Source organism: Nocardia sp. NPDC005745 (genome assembly GCF_040630775.1).
In the GTDB taxonomy this organism is placed as follows: Bacteria; Actinomycetota; Actinomycetes; order Mycobacteriales; family Mycobacteriaceae; genus Nocardia.
Genome location: NZ_JBEXYF010000002.1, coordinates 138,009 through 156,849, shown reverse-complemented (window position 1 = coordinate 156,849; position 18,841 = coordinate 138,009). Strand labels below are relative to the sequence as shown.

The following is an 18,841-nucleotide window of genomic DNA, read 5'->3' as shown; positions in this document are numbered from 1 at the left end:
GTGACCGACGGTGTTGGCGCAGCGCCAACACCTTGTCGGTGCGCGGACCGGGGGGCATACGCTTCGGTGAGGTCCACCCAGGTGGCCGTGGCAGAGACAACGAGGTGCTGGCCGCCTCCGGCGTGAAGGGACGATTGCGATGAGCGACGTCGAAACTCCTCCGTTCAAGGACATCGTCAACGGGGCACTGGAATTCACCATCCCGATCGCGCACAAGATGGGCGTGCAAGCGGTGGAGGTGCGCCGCGGTTTCGCGGCGACCTCGGTGCCCGCCGAGGGCAACGGCAACCACTTCGGCGTGATGTACGCCGGTGTGCTGTTCACCGTCGCCGAGATCCTCGGCGGCGCGATCGCGGTCGCGACCTTCGACAACTCGGCGTTCTATCCGCTGGTGAAGGACCTGCGCATCTTCTTCCGCAAGCCGGCCAAGACCGACGTGCGCGCGGAGGCGACGCTGACGGAGGAGGAGATCGCGCGCATCGGCGAAGAGGCGGCCGCGAACGGCAAATCCGACTTCACATTGCGTGCGGTGGTGACCGACGCCGACGGTGTGGTCGTCGCGGAGACCGAGGGGCTCTACCAGTTGCGGGCGCACGGAAAGTAGTCCGAGTCGTTACCTACGGCAGTGGTTCCAGCCGCTGTCGTGCCGGGGTGGCGAACCGTCGGTGTGTGCCTAGGCGGGGGCCGCGGAGGCGAAGACGCTCTCTTCTCCGCGGTCCACGCCTATAACGCCTGGTCCGCGCCGTTTTCGCGAGGTTGGGGTGAGTGCGTCCGCGATCGTGCGATGCATGCGTGGAGGCCCCGTACCCAGGTCACGGATCGCTTCCGCGCCGCGCCGTCGTCGCATCGGACACGGCGCGGAAAGTGGTCGATATGGAAGATAACGGGTCGGTCGCTGAAGCCGCCTGGGTGGCCCGTGCGACGGTTGTCTGCCTACTACCGCAAGTCGTGGACCTGGGAAAATGCGACTCGTTTCACGATCTAATCGTGATCTCGAACACATAACGGAAGCATTACGCGCGTTCGATATGGCGTATTTTCCGCTGATCGACCTGCGGGAATGGCGGGGAGTCTCGACCAGGGGTCAAACGTAGCGGCGCGTTATTCGAACGTGATCTGCCGCGACATCTCCGCTAACGTCGGTGACGGCTCGGGGCAACACCGAGATCGAGCTCGAATCGCAGAACGCCGGAAACCCTGTCCCGCGGTTCGAGTGTCCACAACCTTCCTGGGGACAGGGGCGCGGCGATATTCGCCGAGCCGGTGGGCGCAGGCGGGAAATCTCATGTCGCATAACCGTAAATTCACCACTCGTGTTCTCGGCTTCACCGCGGCCATCGGCGCTTTCGTCGCCGTGCCGTTCGGCCTCTCGACCGCCACCGCGTCGGCCCACAACTGGGACGCCGTCGCGCAGTGCGAGAGCAGTGGCAACTGGTCCACCAACACCGGTAACGGCTTCGCAGGCGGCCTGCAGTTCACCCAGAGCACCTGGGAGGCCAACGGCGGCTCCGGCAGCCCCTCCGGCGCCAGCCGCGAAGAGCAGATCCGCGTCGCCGAGAACGTGCTCGCGACCCAGGGTCCGGGCGCCTGGCCCGTGTGCGGCGCCTACCTCTGATGCGCCACCGGCGCCTACCGCTGGGTTTCGGTAGGCGCCGGGCTAATTCTCGGCGGTAAATGCCGGGCGGCGATTACGCGTAATCGCCACAATCGTGTCGGACAATTCAGCGTCGAATTGTCCGGCACGAATCGGAATTCACCGAACGCGGATTCGCGCGCTACTTCCGGTGACGGACCCGCACTTCGGTCGCTGTCCGGTAACGGTGCTCAAGCGCGCCACAGCTGGTCACCGGCGCGGGACAGCACGATGTTCGGCACCACCGCGTTGCGGGACAACCGGGTGATCGCCAGCACCATCTCGGCGATGTCACCGGTGGTGAGCATCGCGGACCGGTCGAGCACCTCCCGCTTCCACGCGGTCATGTCGGTGTCGACGTAACCGGGAGACACCGCCGTCGCACCGACGCCGTTCCCGGACTCCTCCAGCGAAACCGTCTCGCACAGCGAGATGAGCGCCGCCTTTGTCGCGCCGTACGCGGCGAGGCCCGCTTCCCCCGCGACGCCGGTGATCGACGCGAGCGCGACGATCTTCGCGCCGCGCTCGCGGTCGGTGCTCGCGCTCTTGCGCAGCAGCGGGAGCGCCGCCTGGATCAGTGTCAACGGCGCGCGGAAATTCACGTCGAGCATGCGCTCGTACGCCTTCGCGGGCAGGTCGGCCACGGCGCCCGCCGTGCCGGTGCCCGCGCTCAGGACCAGCACGTTCATCCCACCGAAGCGTTCCTCGTGTGCTTGTGCCAGAGCGCGCACCTGCTCGAGGTCGGTCATCTGCGCGACCACGGTGTGCACCTCGGCGCCCGTCTCCTCGCGCAGGCGGGCCGCGGTCTGCTCGAGGGTTTCGGGCGTGCGCGCGGCCAGCGTCAGGTGATAACCCTCGCCCGCCAGGCGGCGCGCCACCTCCGCGCCGATTCCGCGCGACCCGCCGGTGACCAGTGCCGTGCGGGCGCTCATCCGAGGCGTTCGATGATCGTCGCGTTGGCCAAACCACCCGCCTCGCACATCGTCTGCAGGCCGAAGCGGCCGCCGGTCTGCTCCAGGTGGTTGACCAGCGTCGACAGGATGCGGGTGCCGGAGGCGCCCAGCGGGTGGCCGAGGGCGATCGCGCCGCCACGGGGGTTCAGCTTGGCCGGATCGGCGTTCACCTCCTGCTGCCAGACCAGCGGCACAGGCGCGAACGCTTCGTTCACCTCGTAGGCGTCGATGTCGTCGATGCTCAGTCCGGCGCGATCCAGCACCTTGCGCGTGGCCGGGATGACGGCCGTGAGCATGAGCAGCGGATCGTCGCCCACCACGGCGAACGAGTGGAAGCGGGCGCGCGGGCGCAAACCGAGCTTCGCCGCCGCCTCCTCGCTCATGATCAGCGCGGCGGAGGCGCCGTCGGTCAGCGGCGAGGAGTTGCCCGGGGTGATCGACCACTCGATCTCGGGGAAGCGCGCTGTGTACTGATCGTCGACGAAGGCCGGCCGCAGCTTCGCGAGGCTTTCGCCGGTGGTGGCGGGCCGGATGGTCTCGTCGGCCGTCAGCGTGCCCGCGGCGACCAATTCGTTGTCGAAACCGCCCGCCGCCGCGGTCTCGGCCGCGAGCCGATGCGAGCGGGCCGCGAACTCGTCGAGCGCGGCGCGATCGAACTTCCACCGGGCGCTGATCACCTCGGCCGCGATGCCCTGCTGGATCAAGCCCTCCGGGTACCGGTGCGCGAGCGGGCCACGGTTGGCGTCCTTGCCCTGGCCGTTGGAGAACATCGGCGCGCGGCTCATCGACTCCACACCGCAGGCGATCGCGATGTCGTAGGCGCCCGCGATGACACCCTGCGCCGCGAAGTGCGCCGCCTGCTGGCTGGACCCGCACTGCCGGTCCACCGTGGTGGCGGGCACCGACTCCGGGAACCCGGCGGCCAGCGCGGCGGTCCTGCTGATGTTGAACGCCTGCTCCCCGCTCTGCGTGACGCATCCGCCGACCACATCGTCCACCAGCGCGGGATCGAGGTCGTTGCGGGCGACGAGTTCGGCGAGTACCCCCGCCAGCAGGGTGGCCGGATGCACTTCCGACAGGCCGCCGCCTGCCTTGCCCTTACCGGACGGTGTACGGACGACATCGACGATGACGGCGGACCTCATAGCCCTCTCCGATCAGCTAAGTTAACTGCCATTCACAGTGAAGTTAACACAGGTTCGCCCTCTCGGGCCAGGTCGGGTGGCGCTCACATGGGACCGCGAACGCGGCGACGACGCGGCCGCGCGTGATGAGCCCGGCGCCGGTGAGGACTGTGATGGCGGTGCCGCGGTCGACGCCCGGGAGCGCGGCGGCGACTTGGTGTGCTCGGGCCCTGTCAGGCCGCGGTCAATCGCAGCATCGAGCGCGCCCCGCGCTGGAACTCGAAATCCACTTCGGCGATATCCGTTCGAATTCCTCCGGTGTGCAACGCCTTTCGGAGGCGATCGAGCAGGTCGTCCAGCGGCCCGCCCGCGTGGTCGACGAGTGGGAACACCCGGACCTCGCCACAGCTCAGTCGCGCCAGTTCCCGCAGCGTCGCCAAGTGGAAGTCGAAATCGAGCCGGTCGGCGTAGGTGAACAGCAGATGCGAACTCAGCACCAGGTCGAAGGCGCGATCGGGAAGATCGAGCGCGGGCAGGAGGCCGAAGCGGTAGCGCCCCGGGTTGGCCCGCAGATCCTCGGCGAACCGGGCCGCGGCGGCTTCCCGCACAAGCCGATGGCCGTCGGGATCCCCGTAGAAATCCCAGACGTAGCGGTCGGCGGCGGCGGTCGTGTGGGATGTGCTGTGCTCGAGTTCCTCGGCAGCCAGAGCGGTCAGCTCCGCGGCGGGCAGCCGATAGACGGGATCCACCGCGACCACCCGCGCGCCGAGCGCGGCCGCCTCCGCCGCGAAGCTCGCGGCGCCTCCGGGACAGTCGAGGATTTCGCCACGCAGGTCGTCGCCGGTGAGCGCGAACATGGCCCGGTATTCGCTCAGCGATCGACCGGTCAGCAGATAGCCGCCTTCCTCGATCGACCCGTGCTCGTCTCCCATGCCTCGGACGGTAGCCACGACCGGCGCGGGGCGCGAGCGAGTTTCCGGCTAGGACCTGCCCTCACCGGTCGGCCGGACGGGATACAGGCGCTGAATCGTCAGCGCGGCCGCCAGTAACCGCGAGTCGTGCGGATCGGTGGGATCGACGCCGGTGAGTTCGGCGACGCGGCGCAAGCGATAGCTGAAGGTGTTGGGGTGCACGTGAATCTCGGCCGCCGCGGCTTTACGGTCGGAGCCGTGGCGCAGGTGCGCGTCGAGCGCCTCGAGCAGGTGCGGACTGTCCAGAATGGGGGCGATGCGCTCGGCCAGCCGTGCGCGCGCGGTACCCGGTCTGGTGAGCTGGTATTCCAGCAGCAGGTCGTCGAGCCGGTAGACGCCCGCGGGCTTGCCGAGCAGCCGCGCCAGTTCGGCGAGGTCGGTGGCTTCCTTCGCGGTCCGGGCGATGGCGTCCTGCGGCACGGACGCGTATTCGGCGAGGAACACCGGCGCCCCGAAGTGTTCGGTCAGTTCCTCGGCCAGCCGGTGGTAGCGGGTGTCGTCGAGTTCGGCGTCGGAAGCGCTGGGCAGCAACGCGATTCCGGTCCAGCCGTCGAAAGTGGCCAATGTCGTGGTGCCCCCGAGGGCATCCAGCGCGCGGTGCAGCAGGCGGATGCGCCGCCGCCCGACGAGCGTCGCGACCGTGCTCGGCTGGTCGCCGGGCCGGAGGTGGATCGCGAGCACCGTGTAGTGCTCGGCCAGCGTGGTGTCCGCCCGTGCCGCCAGCTCCGCGGCGGGCAGCCCGTGCAGCAGCGCCGAGCACAGCGCGCGGCGCGCCTCCCGTTCGGCGTTGTAGATGGACTGCTCGACCTCCGTGTAGACCTCCACGACCGTGATGTTGATCTGCATGAGCAGGTCGAGCAGCCTGCTGACGATCAAAACCAGTTCGTCGAGTTCTTCGCGGGAGGCCAGCGAGGCCGCCTCCTGGAGCACCAACTGCGCGGAACCGTGAATGGCCTCGATCAGCACGGGCAAGGGGAATCGGTCCTCGGCGTGCCGCTCGGCCACCGGCGCGACGAACGTCGCGACCTCGGCCTGGGTGAAGCTGCGCTGCTCACTGATCGCTTGAAGCACTGCGCGGCCGCAGGCGTAGATCGCCGGAAGCACTTCGGCTGTGAAGTGCCCCTCCGGCAAGTCGGCGGCCGGAGGGGTGGTGCCCAGACCCGCGTCGAGCGTGCGCTCGGCGATCTGCGGCCAGCGAGTCAGCAACCGAGCGACGAGCGGGGCGTCTCCGGCCACCGGGGACAACACGACGGACATGGGCCGATTGTTTCCGACCACACAAACGGCGGCAAGGCTACGGGCGCGGTCGCCCGAATTTTGGCTCGCGCGCCAATATTCCGGATGGAATGTTCTCCTCCAGGTGCAGTGACACCGGCCCGGAGAGCGCCCTACATTCGAAAAGCGGCTCGTAGATATGGCCCCGATCACATCTTCCTCCGAATGTGGCGCGGGATACATTCGGGGGCGGTGCTCGACGCACCGCCGGGTCGCGTTCGTTCGGTGCGAATGGAAGTGAACTCGATGTTGGCAATGATGCACAACGCTCGGCAGACGATTCTCGGGGCCGCGGTGATCGCAGGGGTGACAATGGCTACCGCGCTCGGCGGCGGGATCGCGCACGCGCAAGAGGAGATCGAACCGACCCAGCAGGCCCTCGCCGATTACATCAGCGCGGGCCTGAACCCCGCCCCGGACGGCAGGCAGCCGCGCGCGATCGTGGACGCAGGCAGTTCGTCGGGATGGGCGACCAGCGTCGCGTCCGACGCGTCCGGCGAAGGCCCGGAGCTGTCGGCGTATCTGGCCGCTTTCGGCTATGGGCTGACTCATCCCGACGCGGCTCCGCCCGGCGCCAACCGCTGGAACTGCGCGCCGTCCGCCGAACACCCGCGGCCGGTGGTGTTGCTGCACGGCACCTGGTTGAACGCCTACGACACCTTCTCCTCCCTGTCGCCGCGGCTGGCGCGCGCCGGATTCTGCGTGTTCGCCTTCAACTTCGGGCGATCCGGCCTGATGCAGGGCGGCGGGCTCGGACCGGTCCTGCCCGGGCGCTTCGGTGTGGGGCGGATGGAGGATTCGGCGGTGCAGTTGCGGGACTTCATCGATCGGGTGCTGGGCGGGACCGGCGCGCAAGCCGTCGACATCGTCGGGCATTCGCAGGGTGGCACGGTCGCCAACCATTATCTGAAATTCGAAGGCGGTCAGGGCAAAGTGGGCAAGCTGGTGAGCTTGGGCGCCACCCACCACGGCACCTCGCTCATGGGCATGGCGACGCTGGGCCGGATCATCAACAACCTGGGCGTCGATATCCTCGGGTTCTACGAGCCGCTGGTCGGCATCGCCAATATCCAGCAGGCGGTGGGCTCGTCGTTCTACGCCGGCCTGAACGCGCAGGGCGACACCGTGCCCGGCGTCGCGTACACGGCGATCGGCTCCCGGCACGACGAGGTCACCAACCCTTATCAATGGACATTCCTGCAGGCCGGTCCGGACGCGACGGTGGACAACGTCACACTGCAGGACGGGTGCGAGCAGGATATGTCCGACCACCTGACGATGATGTATTCCCCGCGGGCGGCCTCGATCGTGCTGCACGCGCTGGATCCGGTCGCGCACCCGTCGCTGGAATGCACCTTCAACCCGTGGATGATCGGCGGCAACGGCAGCTTGTGAGCCACGCTGTCACTGCATCGACGCGAGAATTCGCGAGCGCTTGATTGGCGTGCGAGCCAATTCTTTTCCGGCCGCCGCATTGGTTGGGTGGAATACGGGCCACCCCGCTGTCGTCGGCACGGCGGCGCCCGCGATCACGGCCGTGCCGTCGGAAAGGAAAACCGGATGAGTGTGGAGCTCGAATGGGACGGCGGCCCGGTGCCGCCGGAGCCTGCGGTGTGCTCGCATCGGCCGATGTTGCCCGAAGACGATCCGTTCTACGTCCCACCGCCCGCGGTCGGGCGCTTGCGCCCCGGCGCTATCGTCCGCACGCGCGCGGTGGAGATCGGATTCTTCGGTCTCGTGCCGCAGCGTATCTCGGCTTGGCAGTTGCTCTATCGCACCTGTGATCTGCATGGAGTGCCTGAGGTCGCGGTGACCACGGTGCTGCTGCCGTGGGGCGCGGATCCGGCCGAGCCGCGCCCGCTGGTCTCCTTCCAGTGCGCGATCGACGCGGTCGCCTCGAAATGCCTGCCCTCGTATTCGCTTCGGCGCGGAGCGCGGGCGGCCGGTTCGATTCCGCAGCTCGAACTGCCGCTGATCGTCAGCGCCCTGGCGCGCGGCTGGGCGGTGTCGGTTCCGGATCACGGCGGAACGGCCGGCCGGTTCGGGGTGGCCAGGGAGCCGGGATATCGCGCGCTGGACGCGGTCCGCGCCGCCATCGCCTTCCTGCCGTTGGGTCTGGATCCGGCTACACCCGTTGCGCTGTGGGGATATTCGGGCGGGGGATTGGCCACCGCCTGGGCCGCGGAGGCGGCCGCCGAGTACGCGCCCGAGTTGAATGTCGTCGGCGCGGTGGCCGGGTCGCCGGTGGGTGATCCGGCGGCCGCGTTCGTCCGGCTCAACGGCACGCTCTTCGCGGGATTCGCGGCCGTCTTCACCGCAGGACTGCGCCGCGGGTACCCCGAATTGGACCGCATGCTGCGCGCCCACCTGGACGCGCGGTATCTGGGCTGGCTGGCCGAGACCGAGACCACCGCGACGTTCCCGCTGCTGTATCGCTTCGCCCGGCGCGACATCGACAAACACAGTGGCGCGGGCCTCGCCGCCATGATCGCGCAGGACGGGTTGCGGCGGATCCTCGACGACATCCACCCCGGCCGCCGGGCGCCCGCCATGCCCATGCTCGTGCTGCAAGGCGTGCACGACGAGGTGATCGCGGCCGCCGACGTCGACGGCCACGTCGCGCGCTACGTCGAAGCGGGCGTCCACGTGCGCTACCTGCGCGATCGGCTCAGCACCCATCTGTTGTTGCAGTTCCTTGCGCTGCCGGTGATGGTCGACTGGCTCGCCGGTCGCTTCACCGGCCGTGAGCTGCCCCCGGCCGGTACGTGGACCCGGTGGTCGCTCGCCTTCGCCGGTCCGGCGCTGAGCGGCCACCTGAGTTTCGCGGCCCTGCTCGCCCGCATGTGGCTGGGACGGCCGATCCGTGGCGCGCGCCCGCCGGTGATGGCGCGCCGCCCGTCCGTCCTCTCCGCCGCCCTCCGCAAGCCGTTGTCCTGACCCCCGCTCGCGCGGGCGAGTGCCGCTGAGCTGGCCTGATCCCGCACCGGTACGCCGTGCGGACGAGATTCGGGTGTCGCCTCACAAAGGTGTCCGTTTTGCTCTAGCGTGAGCACGGTTGGTGCCGAGAGGGGTCGTGGATGCGTAGCGGGATGCTGAGTGTGGCGCAATTGCGGGACCGGGTCGACACCGGCGAGATCGACACGGTGCTGGTCGCGATGACCGATATGCAGGGGCGACTGCAAGGAAAGCGCTGCGCGGCACGTTATTTCCTGGACGAGGTGGTCGAGCACGCCACCGAGGCGTGCGGGTACCTGCTCGCGGTGGACGTCGACATGACGACGGTCGACGGCTACGCGCTGTCGTCTTGGGAGACGGGGTACGGGGACGTCGTGCTGCGACCGGATCTGCGGACGTTGCGGACGACGCCGTGGTGGCCGGGTACGGCGCTGGTGCTGTGCGACGTCGAGCACGTGGTGCCGCAGGGACGGCCCGTGCCCGCCTCGCCGCGTCAGGTGCTGCGCGAGCAGCTGGAGCGGCTGGCCGAGCGCGGCCTGCACGCGTTCGTCGGGACCGAACTCGAGTTCCTGGTGTTCGACGACAGTTACGAGGCGGCCTGGAACGCCGGGTACCGCGGGCTGACGCCGGCCAACCAGTACAACGTGGACTACTCGATGCTGGGCACCGGGCGGATCGAACCGTTGCTGCGCCGCATCCGCAAGGAGATGGACGGCGCCGGAATGTATGTCGAGTCGGCCAAGGGGGAATGCAATCCCGGCCAGCACGAGATCGCCTTCCGATTCGACGAAGCCCTGGTCACCTGCGACAACCACAGCATCTACAAGACCGGCGCGAAAGAGATCGCGGCCCAGGAGCGGCGCAGCTTGACGTTCATGGCGAAATACAATGAGCGCGAGGGCAATTCCTGTCACATCCACCTCAGCCTGCGCGACGACGCGGGCAAGCCCGTGTTCGCGGGTGACGGGACGGACGGCATGTCGCCGCTGATGCGGCATTTCATCGCGGGCCAGCTGGACTGCCTGCGCGAGTTCACCTACCTGCTGGCGCCGAACATCAACTCCTACAAGCGGTTCGCCGCCGGTAGCTTCGCGCCCACCGCGATCGCGTGGGGGCGGGACAACCGCACCTGTGCCATCCGCGTGGTGGGCGAGGACCATTCGCTGCGGTTCGAGAACCGGGTGCCCGGCGGCGACGTGAACCCGTACCTGGCCGTGGCCGCCCTGATCGCGGCGGGACTGCACGGCATCGATCGCAGGCTGCCGCTGGAGCCGGAGTTCCGCGGCAACGCCTACCACTCCGAACGCCCCCGGGTGCCGCGGACGCTGCGCGAAGCGGCCCAGCTGTTCTCCGGCAGCACGGTGGCCCGCGCGGCCTTCGGTGATGATGTAGTGGAGCACTACCGCAACGCGGCGCGGGTCGAACTGGACGCCTACGACGCCGCGGTCACCGACTGGGAGCGTATCCGTGGTTTCGAACGACTCTGAGGTCGCGGGAGCCCGTCCCGTGATCGGCCTGCCCACCTATGTGGAGCGGACCCGGTTCAACGCGTGGGATCTGCCGAGCGCGGTCCTGCCGCACGCCTACGTCGAGATGGTGGTGGCCGCGGGCGGCATCCCGGTGTTGCTGCCGCCCGCGGGCGTCGCGCGTCCCGAGCTGGTGGGGCGGCTGGACGGATTGGTGCTGACCGGCGGTGCGGACGTGGATCCCGCTCGCTACGGTGTCTCTTCGGCGGGGATACCCGGCTACACCAGGCCGGACCGCGACGAGTCGGAGTTCGGCCTGTTCGAGCTGGCCAGGGCCGCGGGCCTGCCGATTCTCGCGGTGTGCCGCGGCCTGCAACTGGCGAATGTCGCGCTCGGCGGCACATTGATCCCGCACCTGCCCGATGTCGTCGGTCACGAGGAGCACTCCGGCGTCGAGGGCGGGTACACCGCCACCCGGGTGCTGACGATCGCGGGCAGCCGCGTCGCCCGGTTGGCCGGTCCTGAGCTGAAGGTGCACTGCCACCATCACCAGGCCGTCGACCGGCTGGCCGAGGGCCTGACCGCCACCGCCTACGCCGCCGACGGCACGATCGAGGCCGTGGAATCCACCGACGGGTCGTACCTGGTCGGTGTGCAGTGGCACCCGGAGGCCGACGTCACCGATCGCCGGTTGGTCCGGGCACTGGTGGTAGCGGCGGAGACTTATGGAAGGGAGCGCGAGCGGTGACGACAGCGCAGGTGGTCAATCCGGCGACCGAGCAGGTGGTCACCACCGTGGAACTCGCCGGGGAAGCGGAGACCGACGCCGCCATCGCCCGCGCGCAGCAGGCCGCGACCGCGTGGCGGGAGGTGGCGCCGGGGGACCGGGCGCGATTACTGCGCCGGTTCGCCGAGGTGGTCGAGTCGGATCTGGAGCACCTCGCCGGGCTCGAGGTGGTCAATTCCGGGCACACCATCGGCAACGCGCGATGGGAAGCGGGCAACGTCCGCGATGTCCTGCACTACGCGGCCGGGATGCCGGAACGTCTACTGGGAAACCAGATTCCGGTGGCGGGCGGGGTCGACATCACCTTCCACGAACCGCTCGGCGTCGTCGGGGTGATCGTGCCGTGGAACTTCCCGATGCCGATCGCGGCGTGGGGCTTCGCGCCCGCGCTCGCCGCGGGCAACACCGTCGTGCTGAAACCCGCCGAGGTCACCCCGCTGACCGCCCTTCGGCTCGGCGAACTCGCGCTCGAGGCGGGCCTGCCCGAGGGCGTGTTCCAGGTGCTGCCCGGCAAGGGGTCGGTGGTGGGGCAGCGCTTCGTCACCCACCCGGCCGTCCGCAAGGTGGTGTTCACCGGCTCCACCGAGGTCGGCACGCAGATCATGGCGGGCTGCGCGCGGCAGGTGAAGCGGGTGACGCTGGAGTTGGGCGGCAAGAGCGCGAACATCGTCTTCGCCGACGCCGATCTGGAGCAGGCGGCGGCGACCGCGCCCTACGGCGTCTTCGACAACGCCGGGCAGGACTGTTGTGCCCGATCCCGCATCCTGGTGCAGCGCAGCGTGTTCGACCGCTTCCTCGAACTGCTGGAACCCGCGGTGCGCGGTGTGCGGGTCGGTGACCCGTCCGACGAGTCCACCGAGATGGGTCCGCTCATCTCGGCCGCGCACCGCGAGCGCGTCGCCGCGTTCGTGCAGCCGTCCACCGAAGTCGCGTTCACCGGCAGCGCGCCCGACGGACCGGGATTCTGGTATCCACCGACCGTGGTGCTGCCAGGGGCTCCGACCGACCGGGTGCTCACCGAGGAGGTGTTCGGCCCGGTGGTCGCGGTGCTCCCGTTCGAGGACGAGGCCGACGCGCTGCGCATCGCCAACGACACGAATTACGGCTTGTCCGGCTCGATCTGGACCCGGGACGTCGGGCGGGCGCTGCGCGTGGCCCGCGGTGTGGAGGCGGGCAACCTGTCGGTGAATTCGCATTCGTCCGTGCGGTATTGGACGCCGTTCGGCGGTTTCAAGCAGTCCGGGCTCGGGCGCGAACTCGGCCCGGACGCGGCGCTGGCCTTCACCGAGACCAAGAACGTCTTCCTCGCCACGCAGTGACACCCGCCCATCCGACAGGAGATACGTTGCAGCGCTTACAGGATCGAGTCGCCGTCGTCACCGGCGGCGGGAGCGGTATCGGTCTGGCCACGGTCCGCCGCTTCGCGGCGGAGGGGGCGAAGGTCGTGGTCGCGGATATCGACGCCGGGAGCGGCGAAGCGGCCGCCGAGGAGGTCGGCGGACGGTACGTCCAGGTGGACGTCACCGAGGAAGCGCAGGTCGAGGCGCTGTTCCAGACCGCGGTCGACACCTACGGCGGGTTGGACATCGCGTTCAACAACGCGGGCATCTCCCCGCCGGAGGACGATTCGATCCTGACCACCGGCATCGACGCGTGGCGGCGCGTTCAGGAGGTCAACCTCACCTCCGTGTATCTCTGTAGTAAGTACGCCATCGGGCACATGCTCGAGCGCGGCAAGGGCTCGGTGATCAACACCGCCTCCTTCGTCGCGGTGATGGGCGCGGCGACCTCGCAGATCTCCTACACCGCCTCCAAGGGCGGCGTGCTGGCGATGAGCCGGGAACTAGGAGTGCAGTTCGCCCGCAACGGCATCCGGGTGAACGCGCTGTGCCCGGGACCGGTGAACACCCCTCTTCTCCAAGAGCTGTTCGCCAAGGACCCCGAGCGCGCCGCACGGCGTCTGGTACACGTTCCGCTCGGCCGGTTCGCCGAACCGGAGGAGATCGCCGCCGCCGTCGCCTTCCTCGCCAGCGACGACTCCTCCTTCATCACCGCGTCGCAGTTCCTGGTCGACGGCGGCATCGCGGGCGCGTACGTGACGCCGCTGTAGCACCTATTTCGGCGCTCCCAAGCGCGCGCCGCCGTCGACGCGCAGCACGATTCCGGTGGTGAACGAATTCCCCACCAGGAATTCGATCGCCTGTGCCACGTCGTCAGCGGTGCCGACGCGCCCGACCGGTGTGGTCGCGGCGATCGAGTCGAAGACCTCGGCGCGCGCCCCGTCGGGCAGGAAGCTCCACCATTCGGTGTCGATCACGCCGGGGGAGACCGCGTTCACACGCAGGGGCGCCAGTTCGACGGCCAGCACCGGAACCATCGCTTCCACCGCCGAATTCACCGCGGCCAGCGCCGCTGTGGTCGGCATCGAGCCGCCCGCCGATGCCGCCGACACCAGCGTGATCGAACCGCGCTGCGCCAGATGGGGCAGCGCCGCCTGCACCACGGCGGTGTGCGCGAGGAGTTTGCCCTCGACGTGCTCGCGCAGATGGTCGAGTGCGAGTTCGCGGAACGGCGTCGTGCCCGACGGTCCGGTCACGGTGACCACCACATGGTCGATCGGCCCGAGTTCGGTGAAGAACCGGGCCAGCTCGGCCTCGTCACGCGCGTCGACGGTCCGGCCGGTGACGTTCTCGCCGAGCTCGGCGAGCGCGGCCTCGAGCTTGCTCGCGTCACGACCCGCGACGACCACGTCGTGCCCTCCGGACGCGAACCTGCGCGCCGCGGCCAGGCCGATGCCCGACGTTCCGCCGACGATGACGACTCGGTTGCGCACAACATCCTCCTGAATTTCGAAGCTCTGTGTCTCGAAATATAATCGAGTCACGGTGTCTTGTAAAGTGTCCGCATGACCGGAACCCGTGGCCGTCCGCGCAGTGAGGACGCCAGGCGCGCGATCCTGCGGGCCGCTTTGGAACTGTGCGCACGCGACGGCTATCAGGACCTGACGATCAAGGCGATCGCCGACGCGGCGGGCGCGGGCAGGCAGACGGTGTATCGCTGGTGGCCGGACAAGGCCTCGGTGCTCATGGAGGCGCTCGTCGAGCTCGCCGAGGAGAACCCGGCGTTGCTGGTGCGCGCCGAGTCCGCCGACGTGCTCGCGGAGGTCGAAAGTCTGCTCACCGCGACCTACGAACTCGCCCGCAAACTGACGGGGCAGGCGCTGGTCGGTCTGATGGCCGATGCGCAGCGTGATCCCGTGCTCTCCGAGCGATTGCAGGAGACCGTGATCGGGCCACGGCGCGCCACGCTGCGTACGCTGCTGCGAAGGGGTGTGGACAACGGGGAGTTCACCGAGGTGGTGCCGTTGGATCTCGTGGTGGATTTCGCGTTCGGAGCCATGTGGTATCGGCTGTTGAGTCGGCACGCTCCCGTCGACGGTGCGCTGGCGCGTGAAGTCGCGGCCGGTATCGCCGCCATGCTCGGCCGGGAGTGATCGCGCCGCTGATCGGCGGGCGGCCGGTGTCGGCCGCGGAGCCGGGCGATAGTCGCGGCCGCTGCGAGTTGCTGTGACTGACATCACAATTGTCCGCTTAGTCGCAGGTCAGCGCGACCGCTTCGGGGTGTTTCCCGGGTCAGGGACTGTTTGCCGGGGGTTGATCCTGGGTAACGGTCTGTTTCGTGCCACACCTTCGGTTCTCGTAGCCCGAGGTGGAACGAACCGAGGTCCGTGGACGGACTGGAGAGGACGCGCACGTGACCGACCGGACATCGGAGAGTTTCCCGCTGCGGCGTTCCGTGGCGGCCTCCGCCATGGGCAACGCGACGGAATGGTTCGACTACGGCGTCTACGCCGCCACCGCGACCTACCTGACCGATGCCTTCTTCCCGGGGGAATTGGGCACGCTCGGCACCATGCTCGGCTTCGCCATCTCGTTCGTCCTACGGCCGCTCGGCGGCATGGTGTGGGGACCGCTCGGCGACCGGATCGGCCGAAAAGCCGTGCTGGCCACCACGATCCTGCTCATGGCCGCCGCCACCGGAGCCATCGGCGTACTGCCCACCCACGCGTCCGTCGGTGTACTGGCCCCGGTTCTGCTCATTCTGCTGCGCGTGGTGCAGGGCTTCTCGACCGGTGGCGAATACGGCGGCGCCGCCACCTATCTCGCCGAATGCGCGACCGACCGCAAACGGGGTTTCCTCGGCAGCTTTCTGGAGTTCGGCACGCTCGCGGGCTTCGTCGGGGGTTCCGCGACCGTGCTGGCCTTCCAGCTCGCGCTCGGTTCGGACACCATGCACGAATGGGGCTGGCGCATCCCGTTCCTGATCGCCATCCCGCTCGGCCTGACCGGCTGGTACCTGCGTACCAGGCTGGAGGAGAGCCCGGTGTTCACCGAAGTCGCCGAGCACAAGCGTCCGGCCGGTGGCCTGCGCGAAGTGCTGACCACCTACCGGCGCGAGACGCTCACGCTGGCCGGACTGGTGGTCGCGCTGAACGTGGTGAACTACACGCTGCTCACCTACCAGCCCACCTATCTGCAGAACACCATCGGCATGGGGGAGTCGGCCACCACCGCGATGATGCTGCTCGGGCAGCTGGTGATGATGGTGGTGCTGCCGTTCTTCGGCAGGCTGTCCGACAGTGTCGGCCGCCGCCCGATGTGGTTGTTCTCCCTGATGGGTCTCGCCGTGCTCGCGGTGCCGATGTACTGGCTGATGGGGCAGGGCACCGCGTGGGCCATCATCGGCTTCGTCGTGCTGGGACTGTTGTACGTGCCGCAGTTGTCCACCATCAGCTCCACCTTCCCCGCGATCTTCCCGACCCATGTCCGGTACGCGGGCTTCGCGCTGGCCTACAACGTCTCCACCGCGGTCTTCGGCGGCACCGCCCCACTGATCAACGAGGCCGTCATCGAGGCGACCGGCTGGACGCTGTTCCCCGCCCTCTACATGGTCGGCGCCTCCCTGATCGGCCTGGTCGCCTGGAACTACCTGCGCGAGACCGCGGGCACCTCGCTACGCGGCACCGAGGTCCCCGACGCGGGCGAACCCACCCCGGACCCGGACCTCCTCGCCCAGCCCGCGTTCTGAACCACGCCGGACGCGCCGCCGCGCGGCCTGGTACTCACGCTGCCGAGATCAGTGCGGACGTCTCTACTGGGTGGCGGACCAGACGGTTACCGAGGCCGTGTAGGCGTGCACGGCGTTGCTGACGGACAGTCCGGTGATGAAAGCGGTGCGGCCTGCCGCGGTTTTGACGCAGTAGGCGCTGCCGGTGGCGAGGGGCAGGGTTTCGGCGCCTTGGGTGGCGACGAGGTCCGAGCACTGCTGGCGGGTGGGCCGATCCGGGGTGGTCCACAGGGCGATGGTGGGCTTCGTCGTGAAGAATCCGCCGCCGAGTCCGTAGAGGGTGGCTGCGGAGAATCCGCCGGAGGAGTTGCGGTCGTAGCTGACCCAGGTGCTCGCGCCATTGTTGCTCGGCAGGACGCGGGGCGGGACGGAGTCCAGATCCAGGTAGGTCAGATTGATCGTGCCGGACCATCGGACATCGTTGGGCGATGCGGTCGCCGACGTGGGCGGGGCGGCTGATGTGGTGGAAGCCGGCGAGCGGTCCTCCGGGCTGTCGCCGCGGGTCGTCTGCTGGGCCGACGTCGAAGCGGCGGTGTCGTCGTCATCGGTGAACTTCTCCACCGCCAAGACGATCAACCCGGAAACGATCGGGAACAGCAGTGTGGTGAGAATCGTCCCGGAGTGACGCCGGAACCAGCTTCTCCGCTGGCCGGAGTCCTGCTGCCGAGGTTGTTCCGTCTCGCGCGTATCCTCGTCGGACTCGTTGCCCCCCATGGAGAAATCCGCCTCCCGCGGCTGATCGGTTCGAACGCCTGACGCTTGTCCGGTCCGGGCCGGCACCGTTGATCATGGTTGTAGGACGGGTTTCAATTGTCAATGGCGGCAACGATTCCGGCCTGTGGGACGTTGTCGCAGCGCGTCTCGGCGCCCGGCGGAGAATTCTCGCGGACTTCGCAGGAAGTCATCCATGGTCAGGACGACTCGGTCACGCCGAGGGCGGCTCGTCGTCGTCCGGCCAGTCGTCCTCGACGACCAGGCGACCGTCTCGCAGCGCGGTCGCGTACTGGTCGGCCACCAGGTCGGCCGGGTAGGTCGGCCAGTAGGAGATCGCGCCGGTGGGCTTGTCGATGACGCAGACCGAACCGCCGACGATCACCGGCGGGCTGGCCGGATCGGCCTGCGGCGGGCGGGGGAAGGTGGCGACGGCGACGAAGCAGGTGTCGAACTCGGTCAGGTGGTAGCTGATTCCGCGATCGGCATAGTCGCCGTTGGCCAAGTGGTGGTCGGCGATCCGGTGTGCTTCGGTCAGGTCCACCGGTGTGGTCGCCTCGGTCGGGTAGGCGTGGATGTCCATGTGTCGATGGCAGCTGGGAGTGGCCGCCTGCTCCTTCCGGGTCTCTGGATAGCACGGTGGCGGCTCGGCGCAAGCCGGTTTCCGGTCAGTCGAACCGGATAGTGGACAACATCTTGCGGGCCACGGCCTCCGGATCGGAATCGGCGGCCAGTGATGAATTATGCAGTGCCCCTTCGCGCCACAGTGAAGCGAAGCCGTGCACCAGTGACCATGCGGCGAGTTGGGTCGCCTGCTGCCGGTCGTGACGGTGGCCCGGTTGGAGGTCCGCGACGCCGGAGCGCAGCGCCAGCGCGGACCGTTCGCGCGCGGCGCGCAAAGCCGCGTCCTCCGCGTGCAAGAGGCTGTGCCGGAACATCACGTCGAAGTGCCCGGGGTGCTCGCGCGCGAAGCGGATGTATGCCACCGCGACCTCGCGGAAGTCCTCGCCTGCTCGGGCGAGCTGGTCGGCCAGCAGCTCGAAACCCTCGGTGGCCAACGCGGTGAGCAGACCGGCTCGATCGCCGAAGTGGTGGGCGGGCGCGGCGTGTGAGACGCCCGCGTGCCGGGCCAGGTTGCGCAGCGAGAGCGCGTCCACGCCGTCGGCGGCGATCCGCTCGGCGGCCGCGGTCAGCAGCGCCGCCCGGAGATCTCCGTGGTGATAGCCGTCCTTCGCCATCCCTCGATGGTGACCGATTATCTAGACATTGACAAGTTTGCGGCGGCGCGCCTAATCTTTCCACTGTCAAGATTTGCTCTCGATGCACAGGAGATCCGATGGCCCCGCTGGTTGTCCTCGTCGCCGTCACCGCACTCGCCCGGCTCATCGGCTGGCTGACCGGCAACGGCTGGCTCGATTCGTGGGCGCACGCGACCGCGCTCGGGCTGGCCGCGATGCTCGTCCTCACGGCGAGCGCGCACTTCCTCCAGCCACGCCGCGACGCCCTGATCGCCATGGTGCCGCCGCGGCTGCCGAACGCGTCCGCGCTGGTGACGCTGACCGGCGTCCTGGAATTGGCGGGCGCGGTCGGCGTGCTGATCCCGGCGACCGCCGACCTGGCCGCGGCCTGCCTGATCGCCCTGCTGCTGGCCCTGTTCCCCGCGAACATCCGCGCCGCTCGCGCGGAACTGGGCATCAAGACCATGCCGCTGCCGCTGCGGGGTCTGGTTCAGGTGCTCTTCATCGCGGCCTGCGTGGTCGTCATCATCGGGTGAACATGGCGAAAGACCCGCTCACCCATCCGATCGGATGGGTGAGCGGGTCTTTCGCGTGGTCGGAG

At 68.9% G+C, this 18,841-nt stretch carries 19 protein-coding genes; 11 read left to right on the top strand and 8 right to left on the bottom strand.

Translation table 11 applies throughout. The features are described from left to right. Positions 1-139: 139 nt before the first annotated feature. Positions 140-604: a YiiD C-terminal domain-containing protein gene (locus ABZ420_RS03625; protein WP_357116714.1), complete on the top strand. Its 465-nt coding sequence runs from the start codon at positions 140-142 to the stop codon at positions 602-604. Positions 605-1,285: 681 nt separating this feature from the next. Further along, complete coding sequence (locus ABZ420_RS03620) at positions 1,286-1,615, top strand: transglycosylase family protein (protein ID WP_040868784.1); 330 nt, start codon at positions 1,286-1,288, stop codon at positions 1,613-1,615. Between the two features lie 209 nt (positions 1,616-1,824). On the opposite strand, the gene ABZ420_RS03615 is transcribed toward ABZ420_RS03620, so the two are convergent. The 4 genes from ABZ420_RS03615 to ABZ420_RS03600 form a co-directional block, all read right to left on the bottom strand. Next, positions 1,825-2,565, bottom strand: a complete 741-nt coding sequence (locus ABZ420_RS03615) for an SDR family oxidoreductase (protein WP_357116712.1) — start codon at positions 2,563-2,565, stop codon at positions 1,825-1,827. Then, positions 2,562-3,731: a thiolase family protein gene (locus tag ABZ420_RS03610; RefSeq protein ID WP_357116710.1), complete on the bottom strand. Its 1,170-nt coding sequence runs from the start codon at positions 3,729-3,731 to the stop codon at positions 2,562-2,564. Before ABZ420_RS03610 ends, ABZ420_RS03615 begins: the two co-directional genes overlap by 4 nt. 212 nt (positions 3,732-3,943) lie before the next feature. Then, positions 3,944-4,642: a hypothetical protein gene (locus ABZ420_RS03605; protein ID WP_357116708.1), complete on the bottom strand. Its 699-nt coding sequence runs from the start codon at positions 4,640-4,642 to the stop codon at positions 3,944-3,946. 48 nt (positions 4,643-4,690) lie between these two features. Beyond that, positions 4,691-5,938, bottom strand: coding sequence for a helix-turn-helix domain-containing protein (locus ABZ420_RS03600; protein WP_357116706.1), 1,248 nt, complete (start codon positions 5,936-5,938; stop codon positions 4,691-4,693). Between the two features lie 273 nt (positions 5,939-6,211). Here ABZ420_RS03600 and ABZ420_RS03595 point away from each other — a divergent pair, with 273 nt between their 5' ends. The 6 genes from ABZ420_RS03595 to ABZ420_RS03570 all read left to right on the top strand — a co-directional run bounded on the left by ABZ420_RS03595 (position 6,212) and on the right by ABZ420_RS03570 (position 13,274). Next, positions 6,212-7,351, top strand: a complete 1,140-nt coding sequence (locus ABZ420_RS03595) for an alpha/beta fold hydrolase (protein ID WP_357116704.1) — start codon at positions 6,212-6,214, stop codon at positions 7,349-7,351. A 165-nt stretch (positions 7,352-7,516) separates the two neighbouring features. Further along, positions 7,517-8,893 (top strand): lipase family protein, encoded by a 1,377-nt coding sequence (locus tag ABZ420_RS03590; protein WP_357116703.1) that lies wholly within the window; start codon positions 7,517-7,519, stop codon positions 8,891-8,893. A gap of 140 nt (positions 8,894-9,033) precedes the next feature. Then, positions 9,034-10,398 (top strand): glutamine synthetase family protein, encoded by a 1,365-nt coding sequence (locus ABZ420_RS03585; protein ID WP_357116700.1) that lies wholly within the window; start codon positions 9,034-9,036, stop codon positions 10,396-10,398. Further along, entirely contained in the window at positions 10,379-11,125 is a 747-nt protein-coding gene (locus tag ABZ420_RS03580) for a gamma-glutamyl-gamma-aminobutyrate hydrolase family protein (RefSeq protein WP_357116698.1), read from the top strand. The genes ABZ420_RS03585 and ABZ420_RS03580 overlap by 20 nt, the downstream gene beginning before the upstream one ends. Continuing rightward, entirely contained in the window at positions 11,122-12,483 is a 1,362-nt protein-coding gene (locus ABZ420_RS03575; protein WP_357116696.1) for an aldehyde dehydrogenase family protein, read from the top strand. Before ABZ420_RS03580 ends, ABZ420_RS03575 begins: the two co-directional genes overlap by 4 nt. Positions 12,484-12,509: 26 nt before the next feature. Next, positions 12,510-13,274 carry a 3-oxoacyl-ACP reductase gene (locus tag ABZ420_RS03570; protein WP_062969513.1) on the top strand — a complete coding sequence of 255 codons (765 nt, stop codon included), beginning with the start codon at positions 12,510-12,512 and terminating at the stop codon, positions 13,272-13,274. Positions 13,275-13,277: 3 nt separating this feature from the next. Here ABZ420_RS03570 and ABZ420_RS03565 read toward each other — a convergent pair whose 3' ends face one another. Next, positions 13,278-13,997: an SDR family oxidoreductase gene (locus tag ABZ420_RS03565; RefSeq protein WP_357116694.1), complete on the bottom strand. Its 720-nt coding sequence runs from the start codon at positions 13,995-13,997 to the stop codon at positions 13,278-13,280. A gap of 72 nt (positions 13,998-14,069) precedes the next feature. Between ABZ420_RS03565 and ABZ420_RS03560 the strand changes: the two genes are divergently transcribed. Both ABZ420_RS03560 and ABZ420_RS03555 read left to right on the top strand, forming a co-directional pair. Beyond that, positions 14,070-14,657 (top strand): TetR/AcrR family transcriptional regulator, encoded by a 588-nt coding sequence (locus ABZ420_RS03560; RefSeq protein WP_357116692.1) that lies wholly within the window; start codon positions 14,070-14,072, stop codon positions 14,655-14,657. A gap of 317 nt (positions 14,658-14,974) precedes the next feature. Then, positions 14,975-16,252 (top strand): MFS transporter, encoded by a 1,278-nt coding sequence (locus ABZ420_RS03555; protein WP_357116981.1) that lies wholly within the window; start codon positions 14,975-14,977, stop codon positions 16,250-16,252. 63 nt (positions 16,253-16,315) lie between these two features. Here the strand turns inward: ABZ420_RS03555 and ABZ420_RS03550 are convergent, their stop codons facing one another. The 3 genes from ABZ420_RS03550 to ABZ420_RS03540 all read right to left on the bottom strand — a co-directional run bounded on the left by ABZ420_RS03550 (position 16,316) and on the right by ABZ420_RS03540 (position 18,240). Further along, positions 16,316-17,005, bottom strand: a complete 690-nt coding sequence (locus tag ABZ420_RS03550; protein WP_357116690.1) for a hypothetical protein — start codon at positions 17,003-17,005, stop codon at positions 16,316-16,318. A 211-nt stretch (positions 17,006-17,216) separates the two neighbouring features. Then, positions 17,217-17,585, bottom strand: a complete 369-nt coding sequence (locus ABZ420_RS03545; protein ID WP_357116688.1) for a hypothetical protein — start codon at positions 17,583-17,585, stop codon at positions 17,217-17,219. 85 nt (positions 17,586-17,670) lie between these two features. Further along, complete coding sequence (locus ABZ420_RS03540) at positions 17,671-18,240, bottom strand: WHG domain-containing protein (RefSeq protein WP_357116686.1); 570 nt, start codon at positions 18,238-18,240, stop codon at positions 17,671-17,673. A gap of 98 nt (positions 18,241-18,338) precedes the next feature. Here ABZ420_RS03540 and ABZ420_RS03535 point away from each other — a divergent pair, with 98 nt between their 5' ends. Continuing rightward, complete coding sequence (locus ABZ420_RS03535) at positions 18,339-18,776, top strand: hypothetical protein (RefSeq protein WP_357116684.1); 438 nt, start codon at positions 18,339-18,341, stop codon at positions 18,774-18,776. Positions 18,777-18,841: the final 65 nt, after the last annotated feature.

Bases quoted from the DNA above. Each gene is read 5' to 3' on its own strand.
- ABZ420_RS03585 (WP_357116700.1), top strand. From the start codon at position 9,034: ATGCGTAGCGGGATGCTGAGTGTGGCGCAATTGCGGGACCGGGTCGAC.
- ABZ420_RS03540 (WP_357116686.1), bottom strand. From the start codon at position 18,240: ATGGCGAAGGACGGCTATCACCACGGAGATCTCCGGGCGGCGCTGCTG.
- ABZ420_RS03610 (WP_357116710.1), bottom strand. From the start codon at position 3,731: ATGAGGTCCGCCGTCATCGTCGATGTCGTCCGTACACCGTCCGGTAAG.
- ABZ420_RS03615 (WP_357116712.1), bottom strand. From the start codon at position 2,565: ATGAGCGCCCGCACGGCACTGGTCACCGGCGGGTCGCGCGGAATCGGC.
- ABZ420_RS03590 (WP_357116703.1), top strand. From the start codon at position 7,517: ATGAGTGTGGAGCTCGAATGGGACGGCGGCCCGGTGCCGCCGGAGCCT.
- ABZ420_RS03605 (WP_357116708.1), bottom strand. From the start codon at position 4,642: ATGGGAGACGAGCACGGGTCGATCGAGGAAGGCGGCTATCTGCTGACC.
- ABZ420_RS03560 (WP_357116692.1), top strand. From the start codon at position 14,070: ATGACCGGAACCCGTGGCCGTCCGCGCAGTGAGGACGCCAGGCGCGCG.
- ABZ420_RS03545 (WP_357116688.1), bottom strand. From the start codon at position 17,585: ATGGACATCCACGCCTACCCGACCGAGGCGACCACACCGGTGGACCTG.
- ABZ420_RS03595 (WP_357116704.1), top strand. From the start codon at position 6,212: ATGATGCACAACGCTCGGCAGACGATTCTCGGGGCCGCGGTGATCGCA.
- ABZ420_RS03550 (WP_357116690.1), bottom strand. From the start codon at position 17,005: ATGGGGGGCAACGAGTCCGACGAGGATACGCGCGAGACGGAACAACCT.
- ABZ420_RS03620 (WP_040868784.1), top strand. From the start codon at position 1,286: ATGTCGCATAACCGTAAATTCACCACTCGTGTTCTCGGCTTCACCGCG.
- ABZ420_RS03555 (WP_357116981.1), top strand. From the start codon at position 14,975: ATGGGCAACGCGACGGAATGGTTCGACTACGGCGTCTACGCCGCCACC.
- ABZ420_RS03535 (WP_357116684.1), top strand. From the start codon at position 18,339: ATGGCCCCGCTGGTTGTCCTCGTCGCCGTCACCGCACTCGCCCGGCTC.
- ABZ420_RS03600 (WP_357116706.1), bottom strand. From the start codon at position 5,938: ATGTCCGTCGTGTTGTCCCCGGTGGCCGGAGACGCCCCGCTCGTCGCT.
- ABZ420_RS03625 (WP_357116714.1), top strand. From the start codon at position 140: ATGAGCGACGTCGAAACTCCTCCGTTCAAGGACATCGTCAACGGGGCA.